Here is a 16,783-nt window from a genome sequence, read left to right as displayed (position 1 = left end):
AGGGCCAACCCGTGGCCGGCGGGGATCAGTCGAGCTCGAGCACGCGCGCGTGCAGCACCTGGCGCTGCTGGAGCGCCGCCCGCACCGCGCGGTGCAGGCCGTCCTCCAGGTACAGGTCGCCCTGCCACTTCACGACGTGCGCGAAGAGGTCGCCGTAGAAGGTCGAGTCCTCGGCGAGGAGGGTTTCCAGGTCGAGCTGCTGCTTCGTCGTCACGAGCTGATCGAGGCGGACCGGGCGCGGCGCGACGTCCGCCCACTGCCGGGTGCTTTCCCGGCCGTGGTCGGGGTACGGCCGGCCGTTTCCGATGCGCTTGAAGATCACACGGAAAGCCTACCGGTCAAGACCTTCCGGGCGCAGCCATGGCGACGGAGTACGACGCGGAAAAAAGCCCCACAAGGCGGTACGAACCCCGTCAGGGACACGCATATGCCGGACCCGCCCACGCCGTCGGCGGCAGGTCAGGGCCGTTTCTGTGGGGTGTGTTCACCGATGCCGTGCGCCTGATTCGCCCGAAAGGGGGTCGTGGTCCCCTCCCGGCGCGGACCCGCGCGGCGGCGCAGGCGCCGTCCCGGCCGCCCCCGCCGCCGCGGGCGGGGTCAGCCCCGGCCCCGCTCCTTGGGGTTCCGGGGCTGCGGCTTCCGCTCGGCCGGCGGGGAGCCCGGCCTGGGGGCGCTGCGGGCGGCTTCCGCGCGCAGCAGGGCACGCAGGACGGCGTACGGGTCTTGGAGCATGGCTGGGTTCCTCGTCCTTGTGGTTCCGTGCTGTGGCTTCCGTGCGGGACTGATGGACCATGGACGGTCCGCTCAGCAGCGCAGGACCTCGGAACGCAGGGGGCGAGGGTCGTGCGGCGGGTCCGGCGGCACGGGCACGTGGCGCCGTGCGGTGCACGCGGGGGCGGGGCCCGGGAACGGCGCCGGGCGCCGCGGGACGGCGGCGCGGCGGGCGCTCCGGGCGGCGGGCCGCAGGACGGTGTCGAAGGCGTCGTACTCGACGGCCGTGCTCTCCTGGACGGCGGGCAGTGCCGGAACCGCGTGGGCCGCGGTGTGCGCGCCGGGCACGAGCAGGGCGAGCAGCAGGACCAGCACCCGCGGCCACGTGTGCCGACGAGTGCCGCGGGGGACCGGCTGCGCCGCGGGGTGCACGGGAGGTCATTCCCCGCCGCGGGTACGCCGTTCATCGCGCGGGCCGTGAGATCCGCTCGCGCGGCGTAGGGAGCACGTGGCCCGGTCGCAGGGGATGCGGCGGCCCGGTGCGCCGGGGGTGTGCTCGGGGCCCGGGGGCTCGCCGGTCGGTGGCTCGGTCATGCTCCATGCTCGGACCGGGCCCGAGGGCCCTGCCACCCGGAGCGGGCCACGCGGCTGACGGTTACGCGCCGGCGGCCTTCGCGGCCTTGGCCGCCGCCTTCATCTCCTGCTTGTGCGCCCGCACCTTGGCCAGGGACTCGGGGCCGGTGATGTCGGCGACCGAGCGGAAGGACTTCTCCTCGCCGTAGGAGCCCGCCGCCTCCCGCCAGCCGTCGGGGCGGACCCCGAGCTGCTTGCCCAGCAGCGCGAGGAAGATCTGGGCCTTCTGCTTGCCGAAGCCGGGCAGCTCCGCCAGCCGCTTCAGCAGCTCCCGGCCCGTGCCGGCGTCCCTCCAGACGGCCTCGGCGTCACCGTCGTAGTGCTCGACGAGGTACTGGCACAGGCGCTGGATCCGCTTGGCCATGGAGCCCGGGTAGCGGTGCACGGCCGGCTTCTGCGAGAGCAGCGCGGCGAAGGCCTCCGGCTCGTGCGCGGCGATCTCGTGCGCGTCCAGGTCGTCCGTGCCGAGCCGCTGGGCGATCGTCGCCGGGCCCTTGAACGCCCACTCCATGGGGATCTGCTGGTCCAGCAGCATGCCGATCAGGGCGGCGAGCGGACTGCGGCCGAGCAGCGCGTCGGCCTCGGGGTCCTGGGCGAGGTGCAGGGTGACGTCCATGGCCCGATCATCCCCCGGGGCGGGCCCGGCCGCGTCCTCGGGCGGTCAGGGGCGCCAGTACCCGAGGGCGTGCACGCGCTGCTTGGGCAGGCCCAGTTCCTTGCGGACGTACGCGGCGAGTGTCCGGGTCGTCGCCGTGTCGCAGGCGATCCAGACGTACGGGTCGGTGGCCGTGCCCAGCAGTGCGGGCAGGTCCGTCTTCACGCGGTCGACCAGGTGGGCGCCGGAGTCCTGGCGGGGGACCTTGCGCAACTCGTGGCGGTCCGGGTCGGTGCGGAACGGCAGGTCGTCGTCGCCGCCCTCGAACCAGACGGTCGCCGGGGCGGAACCCAGCGCGTCCAGGAGGGAGTTGATGGCCGGCAGGGAGGCCGGGTCGCCGACGGCGAAGACGTGCGAGGGCGCCGGGCTCGGGTGCTCGAAGCCGGTGCCCTGGACGGTCGCCTCGATGGCGTCGCCGGGCTTCGCCGCCCGGGCCCAGTCGCTGGCGCACCCCTCGTGCAGGGCGAACTCCAGGCTGAAGGTCCCGGCCGCGGGGTCGGGGTCGACCAGGGTGTAGGCCCGCTGGTGCGGCTTGCCCGCGTTGTCGAACCAGAGCCGGACCCACATGGTCGGGTGCACTCCGGTCGCGGTCAGCAGACCGCCGTCGGTGAAGCGCAGCCGCCGGTAGTCCGGCGTGACGTCCTCGGCGTCTGTCACCGTGATCCGGAAATCCTTCGCGCGCAGCAGTTTGAGGACCGCGCCCTCCCAACCCCGCCCCTGCCCCATCGCGTTTCAGCCCTTCGCGTACGATTCCGGCCACACAGTTCTGACTTAGGCAAGGCTAACCTAAAGGAAGGTGGGGGTACAGGGTGGCCATCGACATCTACCGTGACGCCTGGGGCATTCCGCATCTGCGCGCCGACAACGCGACCTCGCTCGCCCACGCGCAAGGCCTGGTCACCGCCCGCGACCGGGCCTGGCAGCTGGAGGTCGAGCGCCACCGGTCGCAGGGCACCTCGGCGTCCTTCCTCGGCGAGAGCGCCCTGGCCTGGGACCGGTTCGCCAGACGCGCCAGACTCGACGACACGGCCAGACGCTGTTTCGCCGACCTGGAGAGACGGGACCCCGGGACGGCGCGGTGGGTGCGGGCGTACGTCGACGGGGTGAACGCGGGGCTGGAGCGGGCCGCGGACGCCGGCCGGGACGCGGCCCCCGAGTTCGCCCGCACCGGTCTCGCCCCCGGGCGCTGGAACCCCTGGACCCCGCTCGGCGTCTGGCTCGCCACGCACATCCTCTTCGCCGGGTTCCCGGCCAAGCTCTGGCGCGAGCAGGTCGCCACGCACCTCGGCGCGGACGCCGTCGGGCTGTTCGCCACCGACGGGCCCGGCACCTCCGGCAGCAACGGCTGGCTGGTGAGCGGCGAGCGGACCGTCACCGGGCAGCCGGTCATCGCCGGCGACCCGCACCGCTGGATCGAGGACCCGGGCGTCTACCAGCAGATCCACCTGTCCTGCCCGGAGTTCGACGTCGTGGGCCTCGCCGTCCCCGGTGTCCCCGGCATCGCCCACTTCGGGCACACCGGCACGGTCGCCTGGGCCATCACCAACGCCATGGCCGACTACCAGGACCTGTACCGGGAGCGGCTGCGGCGCACGGGCGCCGGCGTGGAGGCGCTGGACCCGGACGGGGTCTGGCGCCGGGCGGCCCGGCACACGGAACTCGTCGAGGTGGCGGGCGAGGAGCCGGTCGAGGTCGAGGTGATCGAGACCGGCCGGGGGCCGGTGGTCATCGGCGGACCGGAGGGGATCGACGGCGACCCGACCGGCCTGCCCGGCCCGGCGGGCGCGGCCGATGCCGCCGTCCGGGCCGGTTCCGGCGCCGCGGGCGACCCCCTCGGACCGCCCGTGGCGATCAGCCTCCGCTACCCGCCCCGGGTCACCGGCGACCTCGGCTTCGGGGCCCTGCTCCCCCTGCTGCGGGCCCGCCGGGTCGCCGATGTGGACCGGGCCTTCGACCGCTGGGCCGAGCCGGTCAACGTCGTCCAGGCCGCCGACACCGAGGGCGGGGTCCTGCACCGCGTGGCCGGGTACGTGCCGCTGCGCGCCGAGGCCAACCGGCTGCGCCTGGTGCCCGCCTGGGAGCCCGGCCACGAGTGGACGGGCCGGGCCGAGACGCCCCGCGCCGGGCTCACCGACGGCGTCGCCGTCATGGCCAACCAGCGCGGCCCGGCCGCGCCGCTCGGCGTCGAGTTCGCCCCGCCCCACCGCCACGACCGCATCGCCGCGCTGCTGGCCGCCAAGGAGCGCTGGTCCGCCGCCGACATGCCGGCCGTCCACACGGACACCCACCTGGCCTCCGCGACCGCCCTGCTCGACCACCTCCGCCGCCTCGACGCCCTGACGCCCGGGGCCGCCGCGCTGCGGGACCGGCTCCTCGCCTGGGACCGCCGCATGGACGCCGGCAGCGCCGACGCGGCCCGGTACGCGGCGGTGCGCGGCGCGGTAGTACGGCGGCTGGCGGCGCACCCGGCCTTCGCCGCGCTCGCCACCCCGCCGGCGTACCCGGACGTCTTCCGGCCCTGGCTCGCCCTGCTGCCCCGCGTCGGCTTCGCCCTCGAACACCTGCTGGGCGCCGAGGAGCTGTACGGCGTCGACCGCCCGGCGGCCGTCCGCGCGGCCCTCGAAGAGGTGGCCGGGCGGCCGCCGTCCGGGGTCTGGGGCGACACCCACCGGCTCGCCCCCTGGCGCGCCCTGGAGCCGGAGACGCCGTACGGAGAACCGGGGCTGTCCGGCGACCACGACTGCGTGCTGTGCACCTCGGGCGTGCCGGGCCTGACCGACCTGGCCGCGCGCGGCCCGGCCGCCCGCTACGTCTGGGACCTGGCCCGGCGCGAGGACAGCCGCTGGGTGGTCCCGTTCGGCGCCTCGGGCGTCCCCGGCTCACCCCACCACCGCGACCAGCTCCCCCTGTGGCTCGGGGGAGAACTCGTCCCGGTCGTCACCGACTGGGCCCTGCTGACGAAGGAGACCGATGTCTGACCCGTACGCCTCCCGCACCGCCGTCCACGAGCAGGTGACCGACGGCTTCGGCACCGTCCGCGTCCTGCCGCTGGACGCCGAGGCCGACGCCGGCGTGATCCACCGCTGGGTGAGCGAGGAGCGGGCCGCCTTCTGGGGCATGACCGGCCTCACCGAGCGTCAGGTCGCCGAGATCTACGCCCACATGGACACGCTCCCCACCCACCACGCCTTCCTCGTCGTGCGCGAGGGCGAGCCGGTGGCGCTGCTGCAGACCTACGAGCCGGAGGCGGACCGCGTCGGCGAGTGCTACGACGTGCGCCCCGGCGACATCGGCGTCCACCTGCTGCTCGCCCCCGCCGGCCCGGGCGGCGGCACGTCCGGCTGGACGGCCGGACTGATCGCCGTCGTCGCCGCCTACGTCCTGGTGGGCCTGGACCGCCGCCGGGTCGTGGTCGACCCGGACGTCCGCAACGAGAAGGCGATCGCCCGTTTCCTCAAGCAGGGCTTCACGGCCGGGCCGGTGGTCGTCCTGCCCGAGGTGGACCTGCCGGACGTGTACCTGCCGGAGAAGAAGGCCCAGCTGGCCTTCCTGGACCGGGAGATACTCTTCCCCGCGTGACGCCCGACGAGCTCATCGCGCACTACGGCCTGGAGCCGATCCCCCGCGAAGGCGGCCTGTTCCGCCAGACCTGGGCCGGGCCCGCACGCCCCGACGGCAGACCGGAGGGCACGGCGATCGTCGCCCTGCTCACGGCGGACGACTTCTCCGCCCTCCACCGTCTGCCCACGGACGAGATCTGGCACTTCTACCGGGGCGATCCCCTGGAGCTCCTGCTCCTCGCCCCGGACGGCACCACGCGCACGGTGGTTTTGGGGCCGGACGTGCTCCGGGGCCAGCACGTCCAGTTCACGGTCCCGGCCGGCACATGGATGGGCGGCAGGGTCCGGCAGGGCGGCGCATGGACCCTGTTCGGCTGCACCATGGCCCCCGGCTTCACCTTCGAGGGCTACGAACACGGAGACGCGGCCGAGCTGGCGGCGCGCTATCCGGCGGTGGCCGACGCGATCGCCGCGCTGTCCAGACCGTAGGGCGCCCGACCGGTGAGCGCCGCGCGCCTCCCTTCCGTACCTCATTGGGAGCCGTACTGCCCGAACCCGGAGACCCACGTGGAGCGCAATGTCGGACACCCCCGGCGAGCCCGAGCCCTGGTGCTGCTCGGCACCCTGCTGGTACTGCTCCTCGGGGGAGCGGCCCCCGCCTCCGCCCACTCCGCCCTCCGCGGCACCGACCCCGAGGACGGATCGGTCGTCCAACGCGCCCCCCGCCACATCACCCTGACCTTCACCGAGTCCGTCGGTCTGCTCGACGACTCCTTCCGGGTCTTCGGCCCCGACCAGCGCCGGGTCCCCACCGGCGAGGCCGCGCACGCGGACGGCCGTTCCGACACGGCCCGGGTCCGGCTGACCGGCAAGCTGGCGCAGGGCACGTACGCGGTCGCCTGGCGGGTCGTGTCCGCCGACAGCCACCCGGTGTCCGGCGCCTTCACCTTCTCCGTGGGCAAGCGCTCCGCGACCACGGTCCAGGTCGACGCCGGCCCGGAGGAGGACCCTGTCACCGACAGCCTCTACGACCTCGCCCGCTACCTGGCCTACCTCGCCGCCGCCCTGCTCGTCGGCACGGCCGCCTTCGCGTCGCTGTGCCGCCCGGCCGGCACGTCCCCGCTGCGCCGGCCCCTGGTCGCGGCCTGGTGGACCCTCGTGGGCGCCACGGCCGCCCTGCTCCTGTTGCGCGCCCCCTACGAGAGCGGCGCCGGACCCCTCGCGGCCTTCGACCCGGGCGCCCTCGACCGCACCCTGTCCAGCCGACCCGGCCTGGCCCTGCTGGCGCGGCTGGTGATCCTGCTGCTGATCGCGGCCCTCCTGGTCCGGCTGTCCAGGCGCCGGGACCACCACCGGCCCCTCGTCCGGGCGGCCGGCACCGTCCTGGCCGTCGCCCTCGCCCTGACCTGGGCGGTGGCCGAGCACGCCTCGGCCGGCATCCAGGTGCCGCTGGCGATGGCCTCCTCCGTGCTGCACCTGCTGGCCACGGGCGTCTGGCTCGGCGGGCTCGTGGCGCTGCTGCTGACCCTGCGCGGCGGGCCCGTCGACGACCTGGCCCTGGTCGTGCCCCGCTTCTCCCGGGTCGCCTTCACCTCCGTGGTCGTCCTGGCGGTCACCGGCCTCTACCAGTCCTGGCGCGGCCTCGGCTCCCTGCCCGCCCTGACCGGCACCTCGTACGGACGGCTCCTGCTCGTCAAAGTGGCCGCGGTGTGCGCGCTGCTGCTGGCGGCCGGCCAGGCCCGGCGCTGGACGGCCCGGATCGCCGCGCCGGTGGCCGCCGGGGCCACGGTGGCGTCCACCGTCGGGGCCGCCGTACCGGCCCGCGTCCCGCAGCCGGTCGGCGTGCCCACGTCCAGCGCGGGAGCGGCGGACCCGGGCACCGCCGACACCGACGGCGGCGATCCCGGTTCCGATCCGGGGCCGGATCACCGCTCCCGCCCCGGCGACCGCTCCGGCCCGGACGGCGATTCCGGTTCCGGGTCCGGCCCCGACGACTACTCCAGTACCGGCGACGGCTCCGGCCCTCACGACCGCTCCCGCCCCGGCGACCGCTCCGGCCCGGACGGCGATTCCGGTTCCGGGTCCGGCCCCGACGTCCGCTCCAGTACCGGCGACCGCTCAGGCCCTCACGACCGCTCCAGTACCGGCGACCGCTCAGGCCCTCACGACCGCTCCCGCCCCGACGGCGATTCCGGCCCCGGCCTCGACGCCCGGCGCCGTGGGCTGCGCCGCTCCGTGCTCGTCGAGGTCGCCGTCGCCGCCGTCGTGCTGGCGATCACCACCGTGCTCACCGGCACGCTGCCCGGCCGCGCGGAGGCCGAGGCGGCACGGCAGGCCCCGGTGGGCGCGCTGCCGCCCACCGCGCAGGTGACGGTGCCCTTCGACACGGGCACGGGCACTGTGACCGGCCGCGGCACGGTCCAGGTCACCCTGGATCCCGCCCGGGTCGGCGAGAACGGCGTGCAGGCCGTGGTCTACGGCGCCGACACGGGCCTGGTCGTCGTCCCCGAGGTCCGCATCACCTTCAGCCTGCCCTCCCGCGGACTCGGCCCGATCGACGCCGAACTCACCGACCAGGGCGGCTACTGGGGCACCAACGCCGTCAATCTGCCGCTCCCCGGGACCTGGACGATGAGGACGACCGTGCGGGTGTCGGACGTGGACCAGGTGACGGAGGAGAAGCGGGTGCGGATCGTGCCCTAGGCAGCCGCGGCACCGCCGTGGGACCGCCGCCGTCGAGGAGCCGCGTCATGGTCTCGGCGGCGCGTACGGCGGCGTCACCGCAGCAGTTGTTGAACAGGACGTGGACCTGCTCGGTCCGCTCGGCCAGCCACCGCACGCGGGGCAGCCACTCGGCGAGTTCGTCCTCGCCGTAGGCGTGCCGGAACCTGTCCTCCTTGCTGCCGGTGCCCCAGGCGGTGCTGCGGCCGTGGAACCGTACGACGGACAGCCGGGGCGAGGTCACCGGGGTCACCGGCGGTACGGAGGACGGCAGGGTCTGCGTCATGTCGACGGCGACCGCGGCCATGCCGTGCCGCGCCAGCAGCGCGCCCGTCGCCTCGGCCCGGCCCGGCTCCCACCAGGACGGGTGCCGGAACTCCACGGCGAGAGGCCAGCCCCGGGTCCGCTCCGCGCACTCCTTCAGGAACGTCTCGGCCCGCTCGCCCGGCCGGAACCACGGGGGGAACTGGAACAGCACGCTCCCGAGCCGTCCGGCGCTGCGCAGCGGTTCGACGCCCGCCGCGAACCGCGCCCAGACCGCGTCGAGCACGGCCGGGTCCCGGTGCTCGGCCGGCAGGCCGTCCGGCATCACGGCCTGCCGGGTGGGATGCCCGGTCAGCAGGGAGAACGCCTTCACGTCGAAGACGAACCCGTCCGGGGTCCGCTCGGCCCACAGCAGGCTGTTCCGCTCGCTGGGCAGCGCGTAGTAGGAGGCGTCGACCTCGACGACCGGGAACCGCTCGGCGTAGTGCCGTAACCGCCCCTCGGCGTCCCGCCGCCCGGCCGGATACCAGCCGCTGCCGACCAGTGCCCGGTCGGTCCAGGAACACGTGCCCACCAGGATCTCGCCCAGGATCTCGCCCATGGGGGAGCGGTTACCCGGGCCGGGCGCCGGCAGGCTCCGCCTCCGGGTGGTGACGGCACGGTGAAAGCTCCCGAATCAGGGTAATCAGGTCATAACTGTCTATTGCGGCGCCAGGGTCGAAGCCTTCCGCGAGAGCGAGATGACCGAACATGGAGCAGCCCGTCACCGTCGGCCGGGCCGGCCGGCCGCCCGGCGGAGCCCGCGAGACTCCCGAGGCCCTCGGTGCCCTCGACGCCCTGGTCGCGGAAGACCTCACCGCCCGTGTCACCCTCGACGAGCAGGGCAGGGTGACCGGCTGGAACGCGGGCGCCGAGCGGCTCCTCGGTCATCCGGCCGGGCGGATGCTCGGCCGCCGCGCCGCGGACCTGCTGGCCGAGCCGATCCCGGTGCGCGGCGGCATGCCGGCCCTCGCCGGGCTGCCCCGCTGGAACGGCGACGTCGCCCTGCGGCACCGCGACGGCCGCGAGCTGACCGTCCGGGTCCTCGCCCACCACCGGACGCCCGCCGCCGGTGCCCCGGCCTGGCTCATCGTCTCCGCGCTGACCGGCCCGAACCCGCGGCCCGGCCTCGACGAGTCCCTGGTGAGCTGGAGCTTCGCCCAGTCCCCGTGCTGCGCCCAGGCGATCTACGACACCCGGCTGCGGCTGCGCCTGGCCAACGCGGACATGGAGCGCTCCACGGCCCTCACCGAGGAGGAGATGCGCGGCCTGCGCGTCTCCGAGATCATCGACGACGCCGCCGGTGAGCGTGCGGAGCGCAGCATGGCCCGGGTGCTGCGGACCGGGGAGCCGAGTTACGACGAGAACTACCTGCAGGCCCCCGGCGAGGACCACGAGCACGCCTGGTCGGTCTTCATGTCCGCGCTGCGCGACCAGGAGGGCACCATCCGGGGCGTGTGCCTGTCCGCGCACGACATGACCGAGCAGTTCTGGGCCCGCAAACGGCTCCAGCTGATCGCCGAGGCCGGCCGGCGCATCGGCAGCACCCTCGACGTGACGCGCACGGCCCAGGAGCTGACCGACGTGACCGTCCCGGCCCTGGCCGACTTCGCCGGCGTCGATCTGCTGGCCACGCTGGACGACGTACCCGAGCCGCTCGGGCGGGCGCTGCCGGCGCAGGGGCCGCTGCGCCTGCGGCGGGTCGCGCTGCGGTCGGTCACGCCGGGCGCGCCGGAGGCCGTCGTGGCGGCGGGCGAGGTGGACTCCTACCCGGTGGGTTCGGCGCCGTTCGAGAGCCTGCGCACGGGACGGCCCACCGTCCAGGAGGCGACCGACCCGGCCCTGACCGCGTGGTTCGCGCGCGACCCGGCCCGGGCCGCCCGGATGCGCGGCCTCGGCGTCCACGCGGTGCTGACCGTGCCGCTGGCCGCCCGCGGGACGACCCTGGGCGTCGCCTTCTTCGCCCGGTACCGCAACCCGGACCCCTTCCGGCACGACGACCTGGTCCTGGCCGGGGAACTGGCCGCCCGGGCCGCGGTCAGCATCGACAACGCCCGCCGCTACACCCGCGAGCGCGCCACCGCCGTCACCCTCCAGCGCAGCCTGCTCCCCCAGCGGCTGCCCCGGCAGGCGGCGGTCGAGGTCGCCTCCCGCTATCTCCCGGCGGGCGGGCACGCGGGCGTGGGCGGGGACTGGTTCGACGTCATCCCCCTGTCCGGGGCCCGGGTGGCCCTGGTGGTCGGCGACGTCGTCGGCCACGGCCTGCACGCCTCGGCGACCATGGGCCGGCTGCGGACGGCGGTGCGCACGCTGGCCGACATCGACCTGCCGTGCGACGAGCTGCTGACCCGCCTGGACGATCTCGTGGCCCGTCTGAACACGGAGGAGGAGGGCGCCGGGGACCCGGCCGGGACCTCCGCCGACGTGGGCGCCACCTGCCTGTACGCCGTCTACGACCCGGTCTCGCGGCACTGCTGCTTCGCCGGGGCCGGGCACCCCCTGCCCGCCGTGGTGAGCCCCGGCGGCACCGTCGATCTGGTCGCCCTCCCGGCCGCGCCCCCGCTCGGCGTCGGCGGCCTGCCCTACGAGGCGACCGAGGTCGAACTGCCCGAGGGCAGCCTGCTGGCCCTCTACACCAACGGCCTGGTCGCCAGCCGCGACCGGGACATCGACGCCGGTGTCCAGCGGCTGCGGGAGGCCCTCGCCCGCCCGGCGGACTCGCTGGACGCCCTGTGCGACCGGGTGCTCACCGAGCTGCTGCCGCAGCGCCCGGCCGACGACGTGGCCCTGCTCATCGCCCGCACCCGCGCCCTCGACGCGAACCAGGTCGCCACCTGGGACGTGCCCTGCGACCCCTCCGCGGTCGCCCGGACCCGGAAGGACGTGGTGGCGCAACTGGAGCGGTGGGGCCTGTCCGACGCCGTCTTCGTCACCGAACTGGTCGTCAGCGAGCTCGTCACCAACGCCATCCGGCACGCCGAGCCGCCCGTCCGGCTCCGCCTGATCCACGACACCACCCTCATCTGCGAGGTCTCCGACGGCGGCACCACCGCTCCCCACCTGCGGCGCGCCCGCAGCTACGACGAGGGCGGGCGCGGCCTGCTCCTCGTGGCCCGGCTGACCGAGCGCTGGGGCACCCGCCAGAGCGCCACGGGCAAGACCATCTGGGCCGAACAGACCCTGACCCTCCCGTGAGGACCACGGCCATGACCACCCCCACCGACCGCCCGACCGCCCGCACCCCGCTCCAGCAGGCCGCCCTGCTGGCGGGGGTCGTCTTCCTGCTGGTCGGCGTGCTGGGCTTCGTCCCCGGCATCACCACCGGCTACGGCTCGATGGAGTTCGCCGGCCACGACTCGGGCGCCGAACTGCTCGGCCTGTTCCAGGTCTCGGTCCTGCACAACCTGGTGCACCTGGCCTACGGCCTGGCCGGCCTGGTCCTCGCCCGCACGGCCGCCGGGGCGTACTCGTACCTGCTGGCCGGCGGCGCCGTCTACCTGGTGCTGTGGGTCTACGGCCTGTCCGTCGGCCACGACAGCGGCGCCAACTTCGTGCCCCTGAACTCCGCCGACGACTGGCTGCACTTCGCCCTCGGCGTCGGGATGATCGCCCTCGCCCTCGCCCTAGGCCGGCGCCCCGCGGGCAGACACGCGCGGTGAGGGGGACGGACCACGGCATGCAGACCTTCCTGCCCTACCCCGACTTCCGCAGGACCGCCCTGGCCCTGGACCGCCGCCGGCTCGGCAAGCAGCGCGTCGAGGCGCTTCAGGTCCTGCGCGGCCTGATCGTGCCGGGCTACGGCTGGCGGCGGCACCCGGCCGTGCGGATGTGGACCGGCTACGAGGAGGCCCTGGTCCGCTACGGCCTGGAGATCTGCCGCGTCTGGCGCGAGCAGGGTCACCAGGACAGCTGCGCGGCCACTCTGGTCGCCGACCTCGCCACCGCCCGCCCCCACGCCCCGGTCCGCGGCCAGCACGACCTGGCCGCCGAGGGCGAACTCCCGCCCTGGCTGGGCGACCGGCCCTTCCACCGCAGCCACCGCTCGGCCCTGGTGCGCAAGGACCCGGACACCTACGGGGCGCTCTTCCCCGGGGTGCCGGACGACCTGCCGTACGTCTGGCCCGCCTCCGACCGCCCCGCGTAGTCGCACCTCCCCCTGGGGTCAACTCCCGTCCGTGCGGCACCCGTTGTCGGCCGGACGGTTCCGTGTTCCACTGGATCTTTTCCGGCACAGCGGTCACGATCTGTTCCGGCACAGCGGTCACGGGTTCGGGCGGGCAGGACGTCATGGGGGAACCGTGTGTGAGGAACTGGGCTTCGAGAGCCTCCTCTCCGAGGAAGGCTTCTTCGCGCGACTGTTCGGGCGGTCGCCCTCGGGTGCCGGGCGGGAGCCGCTGTACGGTCCGGATCTGCCCGTGGTGCTGCTCACCGGCGGCCCGGGCATGGGCAAGGGCCGGCTGCTGCGCGCCGTACGGGACCGGTTCGCCGCCAAGGTGCCGGTGATCCACCTCGACTGCGCCTCGCCGGTGTACGAGGACCGGGCCGCCCCGGAGCCCGGCGCCCGCTCCGCCGCGACCGAGGCGCTGGTCGAGGTGGCCCGGCGGCTGTGCACCTGGCAGGGCACGGGCGGCTCGTTCGCCTTCCCGCGCCTGTTCACCGGCCTCGCCATGATCGCGACCGGCGTCGCGGACGGCGGGCCCCAGGCGGTCGCGACGGAGGCCGAACGCTACGAGGACCTGCCCCAGCGGCGCCGCGTGCGGGGCCTGGGCGGCGGCGACTTCTGGCGCGGGATGCTGCGCGGCACCATCCGTAACCTGCTGGCGACCATGTACGGGCAGGCGTTCGACCCCTACTCGGCGGCCGTCAGCAACGCCCTGCTGGACGCCGTCTTCGAACGCGCGGCCCCCCGCGGCAGGGCGGAGCTGGAGCGGGTCTACGGTGCCTACCCCGGCGCGGCCGGCCAGCCCCGGATCGGGCTGCGCATCCTCGCCGCCGACTTCCGGTCGGGCGGCGAGGCACGCGAGGTCGCGGAAAGCTTTCTCTTCCGGGCCCTGCGCGAGGACCTGGAGGCGGCGTACGCCTCGCCCTCCGGCTGGCTGCGCCGGGTCGGCCGCCCGGGCCTGCTGCTGGACCACGCCGAGTCGCCCCTGGGCGAGCGGCTGCTGCGCGCGGTGCTCACCGACCGCCGGGGCGGCCGGCGCGACCGTGTCGTCGTCATCGGCACGGCCCGCCGCGCGGACGGCGGCGCCTTCCTGCACGGCGGCCTGCCGCCCGGGCTGATCACGCCCCCGGCCGAGTACCGGCCGTCCGACGGGGCCCCGCCGGAGTGGTCCCGACGCACGGACGGGGGCGCCGACGGCGCCCCGCTCGCCGACGGGGTGCTGCTGCTGCGGATGCCGCTGCTCACCGGCGACCAGCTGCGCCGGGAGACGGTGCGAAGACAGCAGCACGCCGAGCCGGAGGGCGGCGTCAACCGCCGCCGGATCGACGCGGCCGTGGCCCGGCTGAGCGGCGGCCGCCCGCATACGGTGATCCGGCTGGCCGCGGCCGCGGCGGCGTTCCGCATGCCGGCCGACGCCAACGACCGTGACCTCCTGGACGCCCCCCTGCGCCTCCCGGGCGACGACGCCGAACACCCGGTCGCCGAGGTGCTGTTACGGGAACTGATCCTGGACCAGTTGCCCGTACGCCTCCCGGCCGAGCACCACGCCCACTGGCTGGACCTCCTCACCCACCTGTCGGTGGCCCACGACACCGAGTGCGCCGACGTGCTGCTCCGCCACCACCAGGCCGGGCACGTCCACCACCTGACCGCCCATCACGTCTCGCGGCTCCTCGCCGACACCGGCTGGCCCACCTGCGAACGCCACTTCATCGGCGACTTCGGCCTGCGCCAGCTCCTCGTCCACCGCCTCTACGGCCTGCTCCCGGACGGCGCCGCCTGGTACGCCGACCATCACCTGCTGCGCGACCACTACGCGCGGCGGGCGGCGGGGGAGGACCGCATCCGCGACGAGGACCTGTCGGGCGACGACGCGGCCGGCGACGGCATCGCGCGCGCGGGCGCCTTCCGCTCCCTGACCGCCCACCGGATGAACCACCACCTGGTCTCCGGCGGCGCCGACGACGTCGTCGGCCACCTCGCCGCCACGCTCCCGGGCCGCCCCCGCGCCTGGTGCGCCGAACTCCTGGAGATCGCCCAGGCCCCCTACCCGGGCGGCGCCGACGCCCGGCGCGAGCGTGCCCAGGGCCTGGTGGCGGCGGACGGCCCGCCGCTGCGCCGCACGGTCGACCAGCTGCTGCACGCGGTGTGGCTGTGCGAGGAACGCACCCGCCCGACCGGCAGGGAGACCGCCCGCACCCTGGCCAAGCTGCTGGACCTCCTCTCGATCATGGACTTCGAGGGCGCCGGCCGGCTCAGCAGGACCGCGGCGGACTGGAGCGCCCTGGCCGAGAACGAACAGCCCCTGCTGCGCTGCACCTGCACCGAACAGCTCCGGCGAAGGAGATGACGGCATGCCGAGATGGAAGAAGATCCTCTACTCGCTGTTAGGGGTGCTGGTCCTCGTGGCGGGCGTCACGCTCACGACCTCCCTCGTCCGCAAGCCGGACACCTGCGCCGACGGTGTGGAGCGGATCGACGGCGAGTGCGTCGGCGTGAACGGCGAGGGCTACGACTTCGGCACCCGGGAGATCGCCGACGTGGCCCGCGCGATCGCCCGCGAGAACGACAGGATCGAGGACCAGCCGCACGTCACCGTGGCGATGATGCTGCCCCTGCAGTCCGGCCGCGAGGCCCTGCGCCGGCAGATGCGCAGCGATCTGCAGGGTGCGTACCTCGGGCAGCGGCAGGCCAACGCCGGCGAGGGCGAACCGCCGAAGATCCGGCTGGTCCTGGCCAACCCCGGGCGCGACTACGGGCACCAGGCGAAGGTCGTCGACACGCTGCTGCGGATGGCCGCCTCCCCCGAGGACCGGCTGCGCGCGGTCACCGGCTTCAACCTGAGCCTGGCCGCCACGGAGGCGGCCGTCAAACGCCTGACCGAGAACAAGGTGCCGGTGCTGGCCGCCCGCATCAGCGGCGACCGGATCGCCAACGAGGACCGGGCGGACGGCATGGCCAGGCTCCGCTTCCCGGGCCTGGCCCGCATCCTGCCCACCAACAACGACGCGGCCCGGGCCCTGGCCGACTTCAACGGCGCACAGGGCCGTCGCAACCTGCGGACGGTCCTGGTGTACGACAAACGCCCCGACAGCTACAACGAGTCCCTGGCCAGGGCGTTCAGCCGGATCAAGGAGGAGGGCCCGGCCGGTCCCGCCGCCATGTCCTTCGAGTCCCCGGCCATCGACGAGGCGGGCTCCACCGGCAACCAGTTCACGCAGACGGCCAACAACATCTGCGACTCCGAGGCCGACACCGTCTACTTCGCCGGCCGCACCCTCCACCTGCGCATCTTCGCCCTCAAGCTGGCCCAGGTGGGCTGCGAGGGCCGCCACTACACCATCGTCAGCGGCTCCGACGCGGCCTCGCTGCGCCAGGACATGACCGAGCGGGACTGGGCCTCGCTGCGCGGCGACGACGGGCGGCCGAAGGTCACGGTCCAGTACGCGGCCCCTGCCCACCCCGACGCCTGGAGCACGGAACTGGCCGCCTGGACGAAGAAGTGGACGGCCACCCACAAGCGCGCCCCGAAACCCCAGGAGCTCCCCCAGTACCTCACCGAACCGAAGGCGGCCCTGGACGCCCTGCGCGCCCAGATCGCCGCGACCCGGCGCGAGGGCATCTCCCTCGGCTCCACGCCCAACCTGGAGGACTCCCGCACGATGCTCGTCCACGACGGCCTCCTCACCATCGGCAAGGCCCTGCACCAGGCCCAGCAGGGCGCGCCCGAGACGACGGTCCCCACCCGCGAGGACGTCGGCCGCCAGTGGTCCCTCCTCCACTCGCGCCACCGCGTCCGGGCCACCAGCGGTCTGATCTGCCTCACCACCGGGGGCAACGCCTACGACAAACCGGCCGCGATCGTCGAACTGGACCCGGGCCGCAAGGGCCGGGGGACGCTCAAGTTCGTGGGCCTCGGCTGGCCGACGGGACGACCCCAGCCGAAGAACTGCGTGATCCCCAGCGAGACGCCCTGAGGCGGGCAGGCGCGGACGGAAAAATGTTCACCCAACCCTGAATTCATGGTTTCCTGAACCC

At 75.0% G+C, this 16,783-nt stretch carries 15 protein-coding genes; 9 read left to right on the top strand and 6 right to left on the bottom strand.

Going from position 1 to position 16,783, the window contains the following annotated elements; all coding sequences use genetic code 11:
* Nucleotides 1-25: 25 nt before the first annotated feature.
* The 5 genes from ABTZ58_RS02740 to ABTZ58_RS02720 form a co-directional block, all read right to left on the bottom strand.
* Nucleotides 26-322, bottom strand: a complete 297-nt coding sequence (locus ABTZ58_RS02740) for a type II toxin-antitoxin system VapB family antitoxin (protein ID WP_004943146.1) — start codon at nt 320-322, stop codon at nt 26-28.
* Between the two features lie 275 nt (nt 323-597).
* Complete coding sequence (locus ABTZ58_RS02735) at nt 598-732, bottom strand: hypothetical protein (RefSeq protein WP_351349704.1); 135 nt, start codon at nt 730-732, stop codon at nt 598-600.
* A 72-nt stretch (nt 733-804) separates the two neighbouring features.
* Complete coding sequence (locus ABTZ58_RS02730; protein ID WP_351349702.1) at nt 805-1,143, bottom strand: hypothetical protein; 339 nt, start codon at nt 1,141-1,143, stop codon at nt 805-807.
* A gap of 223 nt (nt 1,144-1,366) precedes the next feature.
* Complete coding sequence (locus ABTZ58_RS02725) at nt 1,367-1,960, bottom strand: HhH-GPD-type base excision DNA repair protein (RefSeq protein WP_351349700.1); 594 nt, start codon at nt 1,958-1,960, stop codon at nt 1,367-1,369.
* Between the two features lie 45 nt (nt 1,961-2,005).
* Nucleotides 2,006-2,725 (bottom strand): siderophore-interacting protein, encoded by a 720-nt coding sequence (locus tag ABTZ58_RS02720; protein WP_351349698.1) that lies wholly within the window; start codon nt 2,723-2,725, stop codon nt 2,006-2,008.
* An 83-nt stretch (nt 2,726-2,808) separates the two neighbouring features.
* On the opposite strand from ABTZ58_RS02720, the gene ABTZ58_RS02715 reads away from it, so the two are divergent.
* The 4 genes from ABTZ58_RS02715 to ABTZ58_RS02700 all read left to right on the top strand — a co-directional run bounded on the left by ABTZ58_RS02715 (nt 2,809) and on the right by ABTZ58_RS02700 (nt 8,262).
* The gene (locus tag ABTZ58_RS02715; RefSeq protein ID WP_351349696.1) at nt 2,809-4,977 is read left to right on the top strand and encodes a penicillin acylase family protein; all 2,169 of its coding nucleotides are present in this window, start codon (nt 2,809-2,811) and stop codon (nt 4,975-4,977) included.
* Entirely contained in the window at nt 4,970-5,578 is a 609-nt protein-coding gene (locus ABTZ58_RS02710) for a GNAT family N-acetyltransferase (protein WP_351349694.1), read from the top strand. Before ABTZ58_RS02715 ends, ABTZ58_RS02710 begins: the two co-directional genes overlap by 8 nt.
* A complete protein-coding gene (locus tag ABTZ58_RS02705; RefSeq protein ID WP_351349692.1) occupies nt 5,575-6,048 on the top strand; it encodes a cupin domain-containing protein in 474 nt (157 codons plus the stop codon). Before ABTZ58_RS02710 ends, ABTZ58_RS02705 begins: the two co-directional genes overlap by 4 nt.
* Before the next feature lie 78 nt (nt 6,049-6,126).
* Nucleotides 6,127-8,262, top strand: coding sequence for a copper resistance CopC/CopD family protein (locus ABTZ58_RS02700; RefSeq protein ID WP_502995997.1), 2,136 nt, complete (start codon nt 6,127-6,129; stop codon nt 8,260-8,262).
* Here ABTZ58_RS02700 and ABTZ58_RS02695 read toward each other — a convergent pair.
* On the bottom strand, nt 8,162-9,133 hold the full coding sequence (locus tag ABTZ58_RS02695) for a DUF72 domain-containing protein (protein ID WP_351350377.1): 972 nt from the start codon (nt 9,131-9,133) through the stop codon (nt 8,162-8,164). The two genes, ABTZ58_RS02700 and ABTZ58_RS02695, sit on opposite strands and share 101 nt — an antisense overlap.
* A gap of 161 nt (nt 9,134-9,294) precedes the next feature.
* Here ABTZ58_RS02695 and ABTZ58_RS02690 point away from each other — a divergent pair, with 161 nt between their 5' ends.
* The 5 genes from ABTZ58_RS02690 (at nt 9,295) to ABTZ58_RS02670 (ending at nt 16,722) form a co-directional block, all read left to right on the top strand.
* A complete protein-coding gene (locus ABTZ58_RS02690) occupies nt 9,295-11,778 on the top strand; it encodes a SpoIIE family protein phosphatase (RefSeq protein WP_351349690.1) in 2,484 nt (827 codons plus the stop codon).
* A gap of 11 nt (nt 11,779-11,789) precedes the next feature.
* A complete protein-coding gene (locus tag ABTZ58_RS02685; RefSeq protein ID WP_351349689.1) occupies nt 11,790-12,242 on the top strand; it encodes a DUF4383 domain-containing protein in 453 nt (150 codons plus the stop codon).
* Between the two features lie 17 nt (nt 12,243-12,259).
* Nucleotides 12,260-12,727: an MSMEG_6728 family protein gene (locus ABTZ58_RS02680; protein ID WP_351349687.1), complete on the top strand. Its 468-nt coding sequence runs from the start codon at nt 12,260-12,262 to the stop codon at nt 12,725-12,727.
* Between the two features lie 154 nt (nt 12,728-12,881).
* Nucleotides 12,882-15,095 carry an amino acid adenylation domain-containing protein gene (locus ABTZ58_RS02675; RefSeq protein WP_351349685.1) on the top strand — a complete coding sequence of 738 codons (2,214 nt, stop codon included), beginning with the start codon at nt 12,882-12,884 and terminating at the stop codon, nt 15,093-15,095.
* 4 nt (nt 15,096-15,099) lie between these two features.
* The gene (locus ABTZ58_RS02670; RefSeq protein ID WP_351349683.1) at nt 15,100-16,722 is read left to right on the top strand and encodes an ABC transporter substrate-binding protein; all 1,623 of its coding nucleotides are present in this window, start codon (nt 15,100-15,102) and stop codon (nt 16,720-16,722) included.
* Nucleotides 16,723-16,783: the final 61 nt, after the last annotated feature.

Origin of the sequence: Streptomyces sp. NPDC094143, from assembly GCF_040303825.1 — a bacterium.
Classification (GTDB): domain Bacteria; phylum Actinomycetota; class Actinomycetes; order Streptomycetales; family Streptomycetaceae; genus Streptomyces.
The sequence above is the reverse complement of the archived record's forward strand: the minus strand, read 5'-3'. Positions and strand labels throughout refer to the sequence as shown.